This is a genomic window from Clostridium sp. CTA-6, assembly GCF_054768115.1.
In genome coordinates this window covers 62672-77970 of sequence record NZ_BAAAAU010000012.1, presented here as the reverse complement: position 1 = coordinate 77970, position 15299 = coordinate 62672, and the positions used below count along the sequence as shown (strand labels likewise).

17 protein-coding genes are annotated in these 15299 nt (G+C 24.1%); 6 read left to right on the top strand and 11 right to left on the bottom strand.

The window, feature by feature from the left end; translation table 11 throughout:
* From ACYUDJ_RS17905 to ACYUDJ_RS17860, 10 genes are all read right to left on the bottom strand, one after another.
* On the bottom strand, positions 1 to 543 hold the full coding sequence (locus tag ACYUDJ_RS17905) for a hypothetical protein (RefSeq protein WP_460289789.1): 543 nt from the start codon (positions 541 to 543) through the stop codon (positions 1 to 3).
* Between the two features lie 643 nt (positions 544 to 1186).
* Positions 1187 to 2005: a hypothetical protein gene (locus ACYUDJ_RS17900; protein ID WP_460289788.1), complete on the bottom strand. Its 819-nt coding sequence runs from the start codon at positions 2003 to 2005 to the stop codon at positions 1187 to 1189.
* 1 nt (position 2006) lies between these two features.
* Complete coding sequence (locus ACYUDJ_RS17895) at positions 2007 to 4568, bottom strand: RNA dependent RNA polymerase (protein ID WP_460289787.1); 2562 nt, start codon at positions 4566 to 4568, stop codon at positions 2007 to 2009.
* A 28-nt stretch (positions 4569 to 4596) separates the two neighbouring features.
* Positions 4597 to 5100: a hypothetical protein gene (locus ACYUDJ_RS17890; RefSeq protein WP_460289786.1), complete on the bottom strand. Its 504-nt coding sequence runs from the start codon at positions 5098 to 5100 to the stop codon at positions 4597 to 4599.
* A 55-nt stretch (positions 5101 to 5155) separates the two neighbouring features.
* The gene (locus ACYUDJ_RS17885; RefSeq protein ID WP_460289785.1) at positions 5156 to 5557 is read right to left on the bottom strand and encodes a hypothetical protein; all 402 of its coding nucleotides are present in this window, start codon (positions 5555 to 5557) and stop codon (positions 5156 to 5158) included.
* A gap of 51 nt (positions 5558 to 5608) precedes the next feature.
* Positions 5609 to 5809, bottom strand: a complete 201-nt coding sequence (locus tag ACYUDJ_RS17880) for a hypothetical protein (protein WP_460289784.1) — start codon at positions 5807 to 5809, stop codon at positions 5609 to 5611.
* A 1-nt stretch (position 5810) separates the two neighbouring features.
* Positions 5811 to 6158: a hypothetical protein gene (locus tag ACYUDJ_RS17875; protein WP_460289783.1), complete on the bottom strand. Its 348-nt coding sequence runs from the start codon at positions 6156 to 6158 to the stop codon at positions 5811 to 5813.
* A gap of 317 nt (positions 6159 to 6475) precedes the next feature.
* Positions 6476 to 6832, bottom strand: coding sequence for a hypothetical protein (locus ACYUDJ_RS17870; RefSeq protein WP_460289782.1), 357 nt, complete (start codon positions 6830 to 6832; stop codon positions 6476 to 6478).
* 165 nt (positions 6833 to 6997) lie between these two features.
* Positions 6998 to 7843, bottom strand: a complete 846-nt coding sequence (locus ACYUDJ_RS17865) for a hypothetical protein (RefSeq protein ID WP_460289781.1) — start codon at positions 7841 to 7843, stop codon at positions 6998 to 7000.
* 496 nt (positions 7844 to 8339) lie between these two features.
* Complete coding sequence (locus tag ACYUDJ_RS17860) at positions 8340 to 9080, bottom strand: helix-turn-helix domain-containing protein (protein WP_460289780.1); 741 nt, start codon at positions 9078 to 9080, stop codon at positions 8340 to 8342.
* 477 nt (positions 9081 to 9557) lie between these two features.
* Between ACYUDJ_RS17860 and ACYUDJ_RS17855 the strand changes: the two genes are divergently transcribed.
* The 3 genes from ACYUDJ_RS17855 to ACYUDJ_RS17845 all read left to right on the top strand — a co-directional run bounded on the left by ACYUDJ_RS17855 (position 9558) and on the right by ACYUDJ_RS17845 (position 11425).
* Positions 9558 to 9827: a hypothetical protein gene (locus ACYUDJ_RS17855; RefSeq protein WP_030032019.1), complete on the top strand. Its 270-nt coding sequence runs from the start codon at positions 9558 to 9560 to the stop codon at positions 9825 to 9827.
* Between the two features lie 12 nt (positions 9828 to 9839).
* Complete coding sequence (locus ACYUDJ_RS17850) at positions 9840 to 10946, top strand: hypothetical protein (RefSeq protein WP_460289779.1); 1107 nt, start codon at positions 9840 to 9842, stop codon at positions 10944 to 10946.
* A 119-nt stretch (positions 10947 to 11065) separates the two neighbouring features.
* Complete coding sequence (locus ACYUDJ_RS17845) at positions 11066 to 11425, top strand: hypothetical protein (RefSeq protein WP_460289778.1); 360 nt, start codon at positions 11066 to 11068, stop codon at positions 11423 to 11425.
* A gap of 69 nt (positions 11426 to 11494) precedes the next feature.
* On the opposite strand, the gene ACYUDJ_RS17840 is transcribed toward ACYUDJ_RS17845, so the two are convergent.
* Positions 11495 to 12151: a restriction endonuclease gene (locus ACYUDJ_RS17840; protein ID WP_460289777.1), complete on the bottom strand. Its 657-nt coding sequence runs from the start codon at positions 12149 to 12151 to the stop codon at positions 11495 to 11497.
* Positions 12152 to 12274: 123 nt separating this feature from the next.
* On the opposite strand from ACYUDJ_RS17840, the gene ACYUDJ_RS17835 reads away from it, so the two are divergent.
* Genes ACYUDJ_RS17835 through ACYUDJ_RS17825 form a run of 3 tightly spaced genes read left to right on the top strand, consistent with a single transcriptional unit; the run spans position 12275 to position 14805 of the window.
* The gene (locus tag ACYUDJ_RS17835; RefSeq protein ID WP_460289776.1) at positions 12275 to 12463 is read left to right on the top strand and encodes a hypothetical protein; all 189 of its coding nucleotides are present in this window, start codon (positions 12275 to 12277) and stop codon (positions 12461 to 12463) included.
* 10 nt (positions 12464 to 12473) lie between these two features.
* Positions 12474 to 14198: an FtsK/SpoIIIE domain-containing protein gene (locus ACYUDJ_RS17830; RefSeq protein ID WP_460289775.1), complete on the top strand. Its 1725-nt coding sequence runs from the start codon at positions 12474 to 12476 to the stop codon at positions 14196 to 14198.
* A 4-nt stretch (positions 14199 to 14202) separates the two neighbouring features.
* On the top strand, positions 14203 to 14805 hold the full coding sequence (locus tag ACYUDJ_RS17825; protein WP_460289774.1) for a hypothetical protein: 603 nt from the start codon (positions 14203 to 14205) through the stop codon (positions 14803 to 14805).
* Positions 14806 to 15299 lie beyond the last annotated feature (494 nt).

Genomic DNA, 15299 nt, shown 5'->3' with positions numbered 1-15299 from the left:
CTATTTAAATTCAGTATTTCTTTTAATCCCAATAGTTGCATAGACACCATCCTTTACTTTGTTAGGAGTAAATTCTATTTTCATAGATTTATTGTCAAAATTATATCCTTTTTCTATAGCATTTAATATCTCACTTTTAAATTCTCCTGATAAAACTTTTCCACATATATCTTTCTCATTATCATTAAATTTTTCCCATCTAATTGCTAATTCCCTTATTACTTCTTGAAAATTAGGCATTTTGTCTTTATCGAAATTCAACATTTCTAAAATTTCATCAATAGCATTTTTTTCATTTTCTCTTAATATGTTTAATTCTTTTACTCTTCCTTGTTTGTCTGCCCTCTTTAGATAATCATACAGACATTTACTTAATCCTCTAGTATCTACAAATATTTCATCATAATCCTTAGCTTCTTCAAGTATCTTATCTACATAATACGAGATATCTTTGTCATGATACATTACCATTCTTCCATTATAAGATACTGTACATGTTGTTTTATCTCCCTTACTTTTAAATAAATCAACATACATTTTCATTTTACATACTTCTCCTTCTCATTTTTTTATTTATATAAACCCTTTAAGATTATATATCTTGTTTTAATTCCCACCTATATCGCAAATAGAATATTTGGATTCAGGCATTATCCACGCCTTCTTACGATATGAAAATAGGAGGGAATGGGTAGGTTTTCTACCCATATCAATGAAAAAATTTTATCTATTTTTTAATCAAGTTACTTCCAATTGCTAAATTGTTTTATATTAGTACCAGTCCGTATTCTCAGCTAAACCATACTAATTGCGTTGACTGACTTGTACTTTGCCAACTAATACTGCACATGGGTCACATTATTAAGAGATGCTGCGGGTTAACATTAAAGTTGTCTTGATTAATTGGAGCTTCACTCCGTTGTTTTATAATGCTTATCTATTGGCGTAGATAAGACATTGAACAATTAGATTATTTAGTAAAAAAACACATGGGAAGGTAAACTATTCCCAAAATTTATTTTAATAAGGTATTGGCGTACTTTATTTGATATTTTAAATATTATAAAGTTATTTTATATTAAATTCTTGATTTTATGTTAATTTTGCTACTCATAAAAAGGAAAATAAGGCTTAAAACTCCACTCAGCTATTGATATTACTATATTTTAAGGTGTTTTCTATTTTCCTAGTTTTTATATCTATCCTTATTTTTATGCCATATTTCTAAGTTTTGTTTCTTTTTAATTTCTTTAGCACAACTTGGACAATATTTAGTTTTGTTTGATTTCTTTTTAATAAACTTACCACATACCTCACATTGCTTGTAATATTTTTCTTTGCCAATATAGTTTTTTAAATATCCATTTAGACTTTTATTAACATATCCTAATATGTAATTATCTTCATCCCAATCTAATATATGATTTGGTTTAAATTCATTATTTTTAACCTTTTCTTCTATTGGTCTGTAATTATCAAATATCTTATCAAAACACATATCAACAAATAACTTATAATCCTTCCAAGTCATATCATATTTATAATTAAATGACTCTTCTTTAAAAGATTTTACCTTTATGTCATTTTCTTTTATCAAATTATTTAATATTGAATCATTAATTTCTTTATTTAGGTATTTAAAATATATATTTTTATAATTTGCTAAAGCCTTATAATAATCTTTTTTTAAATAAACTTCCTTATCAAAGTATTTGCCATAATTACTATTTACTCTTGCTTTTATCAAATCCTCTTTCTCTAAATTATTAATATTATATCTTGATTTTAATACTTTGTATTCTATGTAATTATACTTTTTAAATAAATCTAAAACCTCTTTATTTTTAATGTTGTCATAGGATATTTTAAATTTAAAAAATCTATCTAATTTAGTATAAGGTAGACATCTCCATATAATATTTTTAAAACCTTCTTTAATATTGTTCTTTTGATTATTATCTGTTGAAGAATAATAAGTATTAAATACTTCATTTAAGTACCCCATATTATATACACCCCTTATATTCAACAAATTTATAATACCTACCTAGATATTCTGTCCCCATATTATCTTTTGTTTCTTCAGGTACTAAAATAGGTTTAATCTGATTTATTCTTAAATTAGTTAATATACCCTCTTTAACTATTTGCCACATTTGATTATAATACATACCATTCATCTTATTATAAACTAATTCTACTAAATAGTTTGCTAATTCTGATTGATTAGGTACTATTTCTAAAAATTCAATTCTATATTTTTTATAAAATTTATCCCAATCTATCTCAAAATCTTTTATTACTTTTTTATTTAAATCTAGCTCCTCCAATTCATATTGATATTTTTCATAATTCTTACACATATTTTCAAAATTTTTATTACTTTTATATTCTTTCTTATATAGCTCAAATAGTTTTACCACTTTATTATATTTATTATCATCAAAAGGAATGTTATTATTCATCATGCAATAACTTGTATTAATAAAATCTTTACTAAATTTAAGTTTTCTTTCCCACTTTTCAATAAACCAACAATGTTCATTCATTTTTGTCTTTGACCTATTGTGTTTATTTTGGTCAGAATATTTATATTTTAAGAAATACGGTAATGGTTTTGCTCCTTTTGCAATATTTCTAGGAACATTCCAACGAATACCTGTTTTTACATAATCAATTTCTTTGCCATTAATGACTGATAACAGGCAGGTATAATCTTCATATTTCTTTCTTGTTTCTTCATCTTTAGCAAATTTATTATGATATGTAGATGCACAATTAGAAATTTCACCTATCCTACTGCTTAATGATTTTTTAGTAAAATCTATTATATGTTTTTTGTCATAAGGCTGTTCTTTTGCTGTTATTTTATCTTCTATATCTAACACTATATAAGAATCTCTATTAATTCCTTTTATATAAATGGAATTATTATGTACAAATACGAGATCTCCATCATAGTCAGCCCCATTGAGAGATTGTGCGGTTACATCATACCCATTTACCATACATACATTTTCTAAATGAGATAACCATGTTTTAGTATCATCATTACTTACAGCATTTAATATTATATGTTCAGCTTTACAAATATGTGGATTTCTATTTAAAACATATTCACCTTCATGTTCTTTTGCATACATTTCTCCTTCTTTTAAACAACCTCTTATTGGTAACCCCCCAATATACTCTAACATCATAATTACATCAGGAATCAAGAATTTAAAAGCACCTTTTATATATATTTTTCCTATTTTTATTTCATCTATTGTCTTTTTTAATAATCCATACAAATAGCTTCTTACTTTTATATCATTTATCATTTGAGGATTTAGCATTATAGCTTTCATATAAATATTTGATGGTTCAGTATTTTCTCCTATCCCCAAATATTTATAAACATATAATAAATCGCCACCTAATATTTTTTCTATCCAACTTCTAGTGTATTTAGACATTTCAATTAAATCATCTTTTGTAATATCTAATGTTTGTAACGTTTGATAGTTTGCCCTTGTCATTTTTGGCTCAGTTTCATGGGAATAATTCCATTTACTTATACCTACACAATAATTATATTTTTTTAATAATTTTAAATACTTTTTCCAATCATTATATGTATTGTCTTGTTTAAAATACTTATATCCTTTATATTGACTTTTAGTTAATATAATATCTATATCTTCTACTCTATGTTCCTTTCCCCATATATCTTTTATATGCGTTATTCCTTTAGATTTATAATAGGATTTAAAATCCATTGCTATCCCTAAACCTTTTACATAAGGAATTCGTAACATTGCTATACATAAAGTATATTCTATCCCTAAATATTCACTTATTTTTTTAGCATATTCTTTAGATATGAACCCTGCTCCATCATTTATACAATTGTTAATATCTTTTTTACCATGCTTTATTATCTTTTCCTTGAATATTTTTTCTTCTTCTGTCTTATTATCAATGTAATTAACTTCCTTTTCATCTACATATCTTATATTTACATCTTTAACAATTGTTTCATAATCATCAACTACTATCATGTAAGGTAATTCATCCTCTATACAGAAACAGGAACTTAGTAGTAAACATTTATATGCTTCAAATTTACTTAGTATAGTTTTATCAAATTTTATATCCATCATTGCATATTCTTCTATATCATCATACATTTCTTCTGACACAAATCCTAAAATACCACTTCTAGACATACTAGCTGATTTTCCCCAGTATTTATATTTTATATTGTTTACAAATACACCTTTTTTTAAAATCCCATCTAATTGTTTTTGATAATTAGAATTATTTTTACAATCTATAAATAATACATCTTTTATAAAATTATTTTCTATTCTATTTTTATTTTTTAATATTCTAAACAAATGGTTGTATTGTTGTTTTATAGTTGCTTCCTCAAATTGCTCATTTGACAAAGCTATATTATCCTTTAACTTATATACTGTTTTTACTTTTGTAATACCTTTTTTATTAATCTTTTTTTCTTTTTCTGATGTTATAAAGTCTTGTAGTTTTAGCTTTAACAACGAAAATAGTTGTGGACTTTTCATTCAATCCCTCCTTTTAAATGTGTAATTGTTATAATCCTTCTGTCCATGTCTCAACTTCTTCGATGTCCTCCTCATCTTCAATATTTTCGTCTTCATATTCTTCTATTTCTTCATCATCTTCATCTTTTTCAACATAATGGTCAATGTAATACATTATAGATTCATCTCCATCCCAATCTGGATATTCTTCTGGTGGTGTATAATCATCAATATCTATAAACTCATGTTCATCAATTATATAATTTAAATATTCTTTTGCTGCATTTAATTCATTAATTTTGAAAATCCTCTCTTCATCTTCTTCATATAATTGTTCTATTACAATTTCATTGTCTTTGGTATTACTATATTTAACATCTACTTCTCCATAATCATAAATATATTTTAAAAACTGAACTCCAGCAAAGCCTTTCTTCTTATCCCCTTTTAATTTATGTATTACCTTAAACTTTATAATTGTATCATCATAACAACCATTTTCATCTACTATATAATATTCATTATTTATTTTTAAATCTTTTAAACTTAACATTAACTTATCCCTCCCAAATTTGAATAAAATACTTGATTTATTATATATTTATAAATTATTGCAATAAATCATTATAATAAAACCCCGTTCTTATTTTTATTTTGTTATCTATTAGCATTTGTATTTGTCTCATATTAACAGTTTCATCTACAAATACTCCGTTTCTAAATCTTGTACCTCTTAAGAAATCACCATTACCTACACCTATTGCCATTTGTTTTTTATAGCCATTAAACGGTTTGTTGAATTTACAAAATCTATCGTTTAAAATATTTTCTTGACTTTTATAACCCACCATTATAGGTATTTTATACTTTTTACTCATTTTTACTAACAAAATAGTCTTCCCTATTCCTCTATGTTGTTTATTAACCACTATAATTTTCCCACTCTTAAATCCTTTATGTAATTTATACTTTATAATAGTTCTTTTAATAAATATCCTTAATCTATTCATTGCTAATCCTTTCTTAAATTATTTTATTAATATGTATAACTAAATCTCAATCTATAACATAAATCCCCATTCTTCCATTTCTTGCTTCCAATACTCTTCTTCTGTACGATATATTTTATTTTTACCATCATCTTCTCGCTTAATTTTATTCTTTAGTCTTGTCCAATCCTTCCAAGCTTGTCTATCTTCTTCATAATCATATATATCCTTATATGTAACTATAACTTCTCTATCATCATCTATTAAACACATTTTATTTATCCCCTTCCTCAGCTAATTCTATAATCACTTCTACCTCTTTTACTTCATCTGTGTATGTCCACAATACATCATCTAAGCATTTATCCCCTACAAATACACGCCACAGAGAGCCTCCTAAATCATTTCTATATTCCAGCAGACCTTTACTATTAAATACTTCTTTATTGCCTTCTAATAGTCTTATATGTACAATTTCATTTAGATTGTTATTTAATATGTCTGTTATGTAATTATTTTTTAATCCATCTTTACTTGATTGCAATAATCTATAATTACATATTTTTGAATCCCCCTTAAACTCTCCTAGTATTTGTCCTTTAGCTTTTAATAATGTCTTCATATAAATATCCCCTTTCAATTTTAATATATTTTACTAAATTATTTTATATTATAATTCACTTTAAATGAAATATACCCTTTTGTATTTATCTTTGAAAATTAATAGTACATTTTTACAATAGCTATAGAATTTTGATATTAAATACTTTAGTTACATCTCATAACGCATCTTAATTAACTAATTAAGTTCTTAAAATCTAATTGTAAAAATAACATACCAATTTTACATTTTTAACTTTCAATATGTAATTAATCCTAATCCTATTTTAAATTGATTTTCACTATTAAATTTTTGCACTACCTATAGAATTTAAATATTTAAGCCTTACTTTTATATTTGTTTTTTGGTTTGATATCTTTCCCTTTTATTACTGGTGGAAATATTTTTAATACCTTTTCTAAATCTTTTTCATAAAATTTTATTTGAGTTTCCAAGCTAGTGTTAAAATAATCTATTATTTTGATTTCTTTTAGCCTGTCCATAGTTTTAGTCCTTTGCATTACAAATGGAGCATATAACATCAATATTTCTTCTGTAACCCTATAAATTTGAACTCCACGATAACATTTGATATATGTATTTTCTCCATTATTAATTGCTTTGTTAGTTTCTATATCTATTTCACATAAAACTCTGTATTTTCCAATGTATTTTTTTATAACAATCACCTCCATTGCTTATTAAATTATTTTATATTATATTTTACAATCATTTGGTTTTCCATAACCATAATTACATTTTAACAAATTATTTTATATAAGTCAAGCCCTATTATGCAAAATTTTCTATTTACGATAAAATCATACTTTTATATTTTTAAATTGTTTTATATTAATTGATTATAATTCATCATATAATTCCTTAATTCGTTTTGCAGCATCTTCATCACCAACCTTTTCTAAATGATTAAGTTTTTGTTTCAAGCTTCTCTTCTTATTACTCTTTTTCTTTTCTGATATAGTCTGATTATTTAAATTATTATCTTCTTTAAACTTCTTCACATATTCTTTTAAGCATTGTCCATCTTCATATCTACAATAATAATTAACGTCTTGCTTCACTTTTCCTCTAACTATTCTATATCCCCCATTAATATAATCTATCAATTTCAAATCCTTTAAAATTTGATTATAAGACATTATTGCTTTAGTTCCTATGCCAACATCAAACTCTATTTTATCAAACGAAGGATAACAAATTTTATTTTCTTTATTCATTCTCATGATTAGATAACAGAAATATCCTGTTAATTTAAATTTATCTATATTTCTCTTACCTTTGCAATATTCTAATATCATTCTAATTTCATCATCATATACTATGAAAAAACTATTATCAAATACATAATTTAATTGTGCATAATATATTTCTCCTTTTTTTAATTTTCTTGTATCTGTAATTTCTTTTTCTAAATAAAAATCTTGATAGTATTTAAAAATATTCATCTCTTTTAATTCTAATAAACAATTTCTTATTTTTTCTATCATTTTTGTTTGAGTTCTATTTACATATAAAATATCCAATAATTGATTAATTGAAAAACTATAATGATTTCTTATTGTTATAGTTTGCGAAATTAATATGTATATAAATAAAGATTCATTAGATAAAATATAATTGACTTTTGAATTCTTATTTTCTAATATCATATAATTAGATATTTGTATAAAACAATCTTTATCCATTAATGCACCTCCTTTTTTTCTATATTTATATTTTTTAACATTTTGCACTCTTTCTTTTGGAACTAGAAAAAACATTACATAAATACATTGCACTTATGTTTATAAATAAAATTCTATTTACATCATAGAGTCTGAGTAACTAAAATTTGGACACTAAAGAGAGTGAAACAATATATACTAATATAACAATACATACTAATAGATTAATAAGATAGACTTATAAGAATTAAAAACTTTCGTACCTCAGTTTTTTAATTTTTATATTTTGCAATTCTTCTCTTTTATTTTCTTTGTAATTTTATTTTACCAAATTGTTTTATATTAGTCAACTATTATTTTTATATTTTTAAATTATTTTACATATGTTCTTGAAACTCATCCTAAGCTATTTTAAGACATTTTATCTTTCAGTAGTCTTATCATACCTATTTCATTTTATTTACTCTTATATCTTTTCTTGCAAAGTTTGAAATATGGAATTTAAAGATAAGGAAGATTATTTTCCCCATAACCTTCCCCAAAATGATTTTTTCTTTTCTGCTTCTAATTCCTCTTGTTGCTTTTTTCTTTCTTCCATACTATGTTTTAACATATCAATCATTTCAGTATCCTTTTTAGTAGCTTGTCTCTCTTTTTCATCTATATAAGTTTTAAATTCAGATACAGATTTGTCTAGTTTTTCAGATACTATTTCATCTACTGTTAATGCTATAGTTTCATGAAGTTTATCATTCATTTCTTGTTGAATTAAAACTCCATTCTTTTGTTTTTCATCAATTTTATTTAATAATTCATTTGAAAAAGAGTTTAATTTCTTATCTATTTCTACTGTTAAGGCTGCCATTATAGTTTGAATAGCTAATGGATTACTAGAATCTACTACACTCTGTTCTATTTCATTTATATCAAAACCTTTTGAGCTACAATAATCTTGAACTTGAGCCAGTGTCAACCCGTCTTCTCGTGTTAGCTTTTTAATAAATTTTAATTTTTCCACATCTGTTTTTTTGTATTGTTTATTTTTATTAGAAACTTCTATATCTAATAAATTTTCAAATCTTTTGCTCCAAAATCGTATAGTTGAAGGTTCTACTCCTACCATTTCACTTACTTGTGTTGTTGTATAAAATAATGGCTCTCCACGAATTAATCTTGTTTTAGTATCTTTATTATTTATATCATCTTCTATATTTGTAAATTCAGCATCAATAATATTGTCTTTATCGAATTTTTTCACTTTAACCACTCCTTAAATAAAGCTTAGTTAAAGTATATCATAATTAAATTTAAACGTACATATTACTTTTTATTTATATAAATACTATTTTAAATTCACTTTACTAATATACTATATTACTTTAAATAAGTTTTAATTCAAAATAAAATTTATTTAACTTAGCTTAACTTTATTATATAATAACTTTAACTTCATTTTACTTAAATATAGTTTAAAACATAAAATTACTATAAAACAAATATAAACACAATGGAAAGGTAATATAAAAATAGTGTCAATAAAAACTAAACATAAGCATAATATAGTATAAACAAAATATAAACAAACTATAAAATATTTTTACTTTATTTTTCTATTTTCTTTATATTTACTTGCTTTTAAATTTACTTTATGTATTAATATTATTGACATTTTATTTATATTTAGTTATAGTTGTATTATCAACTGGTATCATGTTCCATCAAAGGTGGTGAATAAATGCTTAACTTAAACAGTAACGATTACAAAATACTTGCATGTGTTGTTGATAAATCCAAAAACAGGGGTTTGTCCTTAGGAAGAGGTAGTACATTAAAGCAAATAGTAGATAAAACAGGTTTTTCAATTGTAAAAGTTAGAAATACCATAAAAATACTTTTACAAGAAGAATATATTATGGAAGGCGTAAAAAAAGAAAGAGCTAAAAGTTATTGTATAACTAAAAAAGGTGCTGAAAAATTAAAAGAATTAAAAACAAATATTATATAGTGGAGGAATATTATGGATAAAAAGAGAGTATTATTGCTAGGTTCAGGACAGTGCGGAAATATATTAACAAACCTTATGCTTGAAAAAGATAAACGTTATACAGGTCTTTTTTGTAATGCTAATTTAAAAGACATGGAAAATTTGAAAAACTTTGATATAAATAGAAATGTTTTTTATATACCCAATGCAACTGGCACAGGGAAATCAAGAGAACTAGCAGGTCAATATATAAAAGAAGAAGTACAAAAATTAGTTGATATGATTTTAAAATATGCTTTACAAGATACTATCGTTATACTTACAAGTGCTGATGGAGGATTTGGAAGTGGTTCTATAAAATATATAACAAAAGCAATAAAGAAAGCTTGTCCCGAAAAAACTATTAATGTAGTAGGAGTATTTCCTAGTTTAACAGAAGGAAAAGTAGCTTTTAAAAACACTATAGGTTTTTGGAATGATATAATAGAACTTAGTAAAAAGAATTTAATTAATGCGGTACAATTTATAGATAATGATAAAAGAAGGACATTAGATGAAATAAATAAATGTGCAATAGAGGAATTAGATTATTTATTAGGATTTTATGGTGATAATATAGATGAAACTGATTCTAAAAGAATTAATAATGAAAAAGGATATAAAGTATTATTAAAATTAGATAATAAATATAGAAGTATTGATGATGCAGTAGATGCCAGTATTAAAGATAGTGTATTTATTCAACCTAATTCTTATGACTGTAAATATCTAGGAGTATCTGTAAAACGAGATGATTTTTATGCTGAAGATTTTAAAGGCAAATTTGATACATTAGAAGCTCCATATTGTGGTTACAATAAAGAAGAAAATCTATTGTTATTAAGTGGTTTATCTATGCCAAAAGATGCTATTGAAATAATCCAAACAGCATATAAGGATGCTGAAAGAAGAGAACAGGAAAAACAAAAAATGGCTATAGATGAAGATTTATTAATTAATATTAATGAAGATAATGATACCAATACTAATGAAAATAATATTAGAAATAACTCTGTTAACAATACTAAAACAGAAGTAAAATCAACTATATCAAGTAAAGAGTTAAACAACCTCTTTGATGATGAATTTTGGGATGACTAATTAAGAACAAAATGTAGTCTATATATTCTTATTAACAATAGGGATACATAGATTATATTTTTTCTAAAGCAAACATTATTAGACGATCAATTAAAGAAGTAAAATATATAGGGGGTTTTATGAGCAAAGAATTTACAAAGCATGATAAAAATATTCTTGAGAATAAAGTTAAAGTAAAAAACACAAATGACAATAGAAAATCTGTTCGTGTTCCTGAAAAACTATATAAACAATTAACAAATAATACTGTTGGAATAATGAAATCTCATTTAATAAGCAAGATATTAACAATATTCAAAAATGCATACGAAGAAAATATAGTAGTATTAAAAGATTTTAAAGAATTAGAAACTATTCCTATTAAAATTAGTAATGATGATTTTAAAATATTAAAAATAATAAAATTCGAAACAGATGTTACACATACAAACATCATAGCATCAGCAATTTCATATTATTTAAATCAAGAAGAAGTATAGTTTAATATATTACCGTTTTTCTGCACTAATATGAATAAAACAAATTATGTTTTAGGTGAGAAGTTTATCCTACCTAAAACTTTTATTTATTTCCACTAAATTCTCATTAATATTTTCTAATTTATTAATTACATTTCCACTATTATATTTCATTTCTGTATTTTTAAATATTGTACATATCTGATTATCATTTAATTTTTCTATGTGTTTCATAATATCTATAGTAGTCCAAAGCTTTAGGCTATCTATTTTCTTAGCATATTCTTTAGCATTTTTATTAAAATCACTTGTGGTTATAAAAATCATATTCAAAACACTATCAGCAATAGAGCTTCCTACTAACTTTTGCAATTCTGGTCTTCCTACTAAGTTGTTATTCCCATTCCATTTTTTACATTCTACATAAGTTGTAAAGCCATTTCTTTTTAATATTATATCCTTACCACCATCACACGTTTCTTGAGTTGTTTTCACCTTGAATCCTAATTGTTTAAATAATTCAGAGCAAAATATCTCAAATTGCCTGTCATCCATAGATTTAATTTCCTTTTGAACATCTAAATAATTATATGTTTTATTCATATAAAATATAGTTCTTTTTATATAATTAATAACCTTATACATAGCAAATATAACAAAACTAAAAACACCTATTATAAAACTTATTATTGATAAAATTATATTAAAAATACGTTTAGTATTTCTAAATACTCTTCCAATCCTCATATCAAAACACCTCTCATTTTGTATATTGTTTGCAAAATAAAGAATATTATTCTAAATTTTTATCACACTTATATGACATATGCCATAGTATATAGTATACATAAATTTTAGGGAGGAATTTCAATGGATATAATGATTGTAGGGTTCATAGGATGGGGAATTTGGTTTGTATCATATATCATTTATAAAATATGGTCAAAAGATAAGAGTAAAAATAAAGTCCAGTACATGACAGTCACAAGAAGTCTTAAAAAAATAAAAAAGTTTGAAAAAGGATTTAATGATAGTTGTAATATAAAAATAAACAAATAGGGTGATATAAATGAGCAGCAAAGTAATTGCTAAATTTACTATAAGAGATTCAAAAGGAACTGTTATTAAAGTTTATGATGAAGGAAAACAAATTGGAAATAAGAAATTATTATTAAAAGATAGTTGTAAAAAAACACTTAAAAATATATTTAATAAATCTAAAATTGAAAATAAGAAAAAGAGAAGACAAATTAAAAGTGATAAACAAATTGAATTAGAAAATAAGATTAAAAAACAAGATACATCAAAAGATAAATTTAAAGAATGTACTATTAAAATAAAAGAAGACATCAAACTAGCACAAAAAAGAACAGAATTTCTAAGTAATTGGGAAAAAGCAATGACTTACACAGGATTATTTAATAAAATGCATCAGACTTTTTCTCCAAATGATTTAAAATTTACTTCTTATGGTGCTGAAGCAAGATTATACATTCCTTGGGGATATAATTATAAACATTTAAGCAGTGTAAGAGAAACATTACAAAATAACTTAAAGTGTACTGTTGTTCTTAAAACCTATGCAAATAAAAACTATATAGATGGTAAATTTATATATATTGAAAATTGTAATAAGATTAAATTTAAACCTGTATCTACTACAAAACCATATGAACTATTTCTAGGAGTAGATGAAAGTGCAAATCCTATATTAGTTGATATTAATTCAGAACCTCATATCCTAATAGCAGGGTCAACTAGAAGTGGTAAAAACGGTACTTTAGATCACATAATAACCAATTTAATTCATAACAATAATGAAAGTGAAGTTAACCTCTATCTATTACAAGGTGCAAAAGGGGACTTAGCTAAATATAGAAACTGTAAACAAGTAAATAAATTTGCATTCTGTGATGATATGGATACCATTCTAATAATTATAAAAAACATAAATAAAGAGATGAATAGAAGAAAAAAATTATTTATGTCTATGATAGATAGTTTTGAAGACCCAAATCTTAAAGATTACAATAAAAAACATCCTGAAAATAAATTACCTTATATTTATGTGATTGTTGATGAAATAATGACTGTTGCTGCTAATGCTATAAAAGATAAAAAAAGTTTTTACAAGGATATTATTGATTTATTAGAAAAAATAGCTCAATTCGGAGGTGCTTATGGAATTACTTATGTCATATCGCACCAAAAGCCTGAAAAGCTGCTTTTAAGTAGCTTCCTTAAAAATATGAGTAATGTTAGGGTGTGTTATGGATTTAATGATTCTGTATGTTCTACAATCGTTTTAGGCGAAGGTAGATATGAAGCAGTAGGTTTACCTCCTAGAAAAGCTTATGTTATTTGTAAAGCTTATGAGGGCTATCTATATACATTAGATTTAACAAATAATATTTATAAGTATGTTAAGAAAAGCATAATAAAACCTCCTGAAATAAATAAAAAATCTGATAATAACTCTAATGATAAAAATGATTCTAATACAAGATTTAGCGACCGAGATAAAAATATTGCAAATAAAAAAGATATTATAAATGCTGGAATTAAACAATTAAAAGAAGAAAATCAAAAAATCAAATCATTAAAAATTATTGATAAGCCATCTGAAAATAATAACAAAACCGAAATCAAAAAAGGAAATAATTCTACTAAGCCTATTCATATAAAAAATGATTTTTCTAAAGTACATCCAAAAACAAAAGATGAGTTATTATTGGAAAACATATCTAAAATTGAAGGCTATGTGCCTTATGTTCCACCAAAATCTAGGGAGTGATTGAATGTTAACTGATAATGATAAAGAAATAGCTAGACATATAGAATCAGTTGGAATTTGTACTGCTAAACAAATTGCTAAAATATTTTATAAGGATAAAAGTCAAGGGCAGGCAATAGCAAGAAGAAGATTAAAAAGATTAGAAGAGTGTGGTTATATTAAAATAACTAAATTGTCTTTTTTAAATAATACTAATGCTTATATATTTAATTCTAAAGAATATCAAAATTTAAAACCTTCCCTGCATAGAATACTACTTTTAGATTATTATGCAGAGCTATTTTATCATGATGTAAATATAAAGTATTTTAAAAAAGAACAAAATTGGTTGAGTGGAAAAATAAAGAGTGATGGATTTTTTATTTTTGATTTTAATGGAAAACAGTATTTTCAAATTGTTGAAGTTGCATCAACTAATTTTGGGCATAATACAATAAAAAAATATGAAGATTTATATAAATCAAATGAATTACAAAGATTATTTGGAGAGTTTCCACAAATAATTTTAATCGATAGTGGAGATCACTTTAAAGATATAAATAGTAATATAAAATTCATTCATTTAAATCATAAGTTAAATAATTTTGTGAAAGTGTTTGATAAGTAAGTAAATGACTTTAGCATATGTCACAGCATATATTCTAGTATATAGTTACAGTAATCACACTTAATACACCTATAATCAAATAAACAAGCCATTTTAAATTTCAAATATATAGCGTAACGTAGTGGAGCTATATAGGAGGATGGGGGACAATGTAAAAACATCCCCTCCCTCATGAAACAGTTATCACACCTTTTAAATGATTCTCATATAATGCATTAAGGAATATTGTACATAAACAGAAGTTAAATACTTTACTTAAAGTAGTTTTTATATAATACAAATTATTATATAGGTGTTCATTTTCAATTTTATATAGTTTTGATTATTGATATTTATATCAGTTTATTTTTATAAAAAGAGTTGGAAGTCTTTATGAGATTTTGCTCATTTATTTAACAAATAGGTATAGATATTGATAGTTAAAATTGTATTAATATTGAGAATTAAATAGTTTATATATAAATGATTTGTATTAATATATATTAATTATTTTG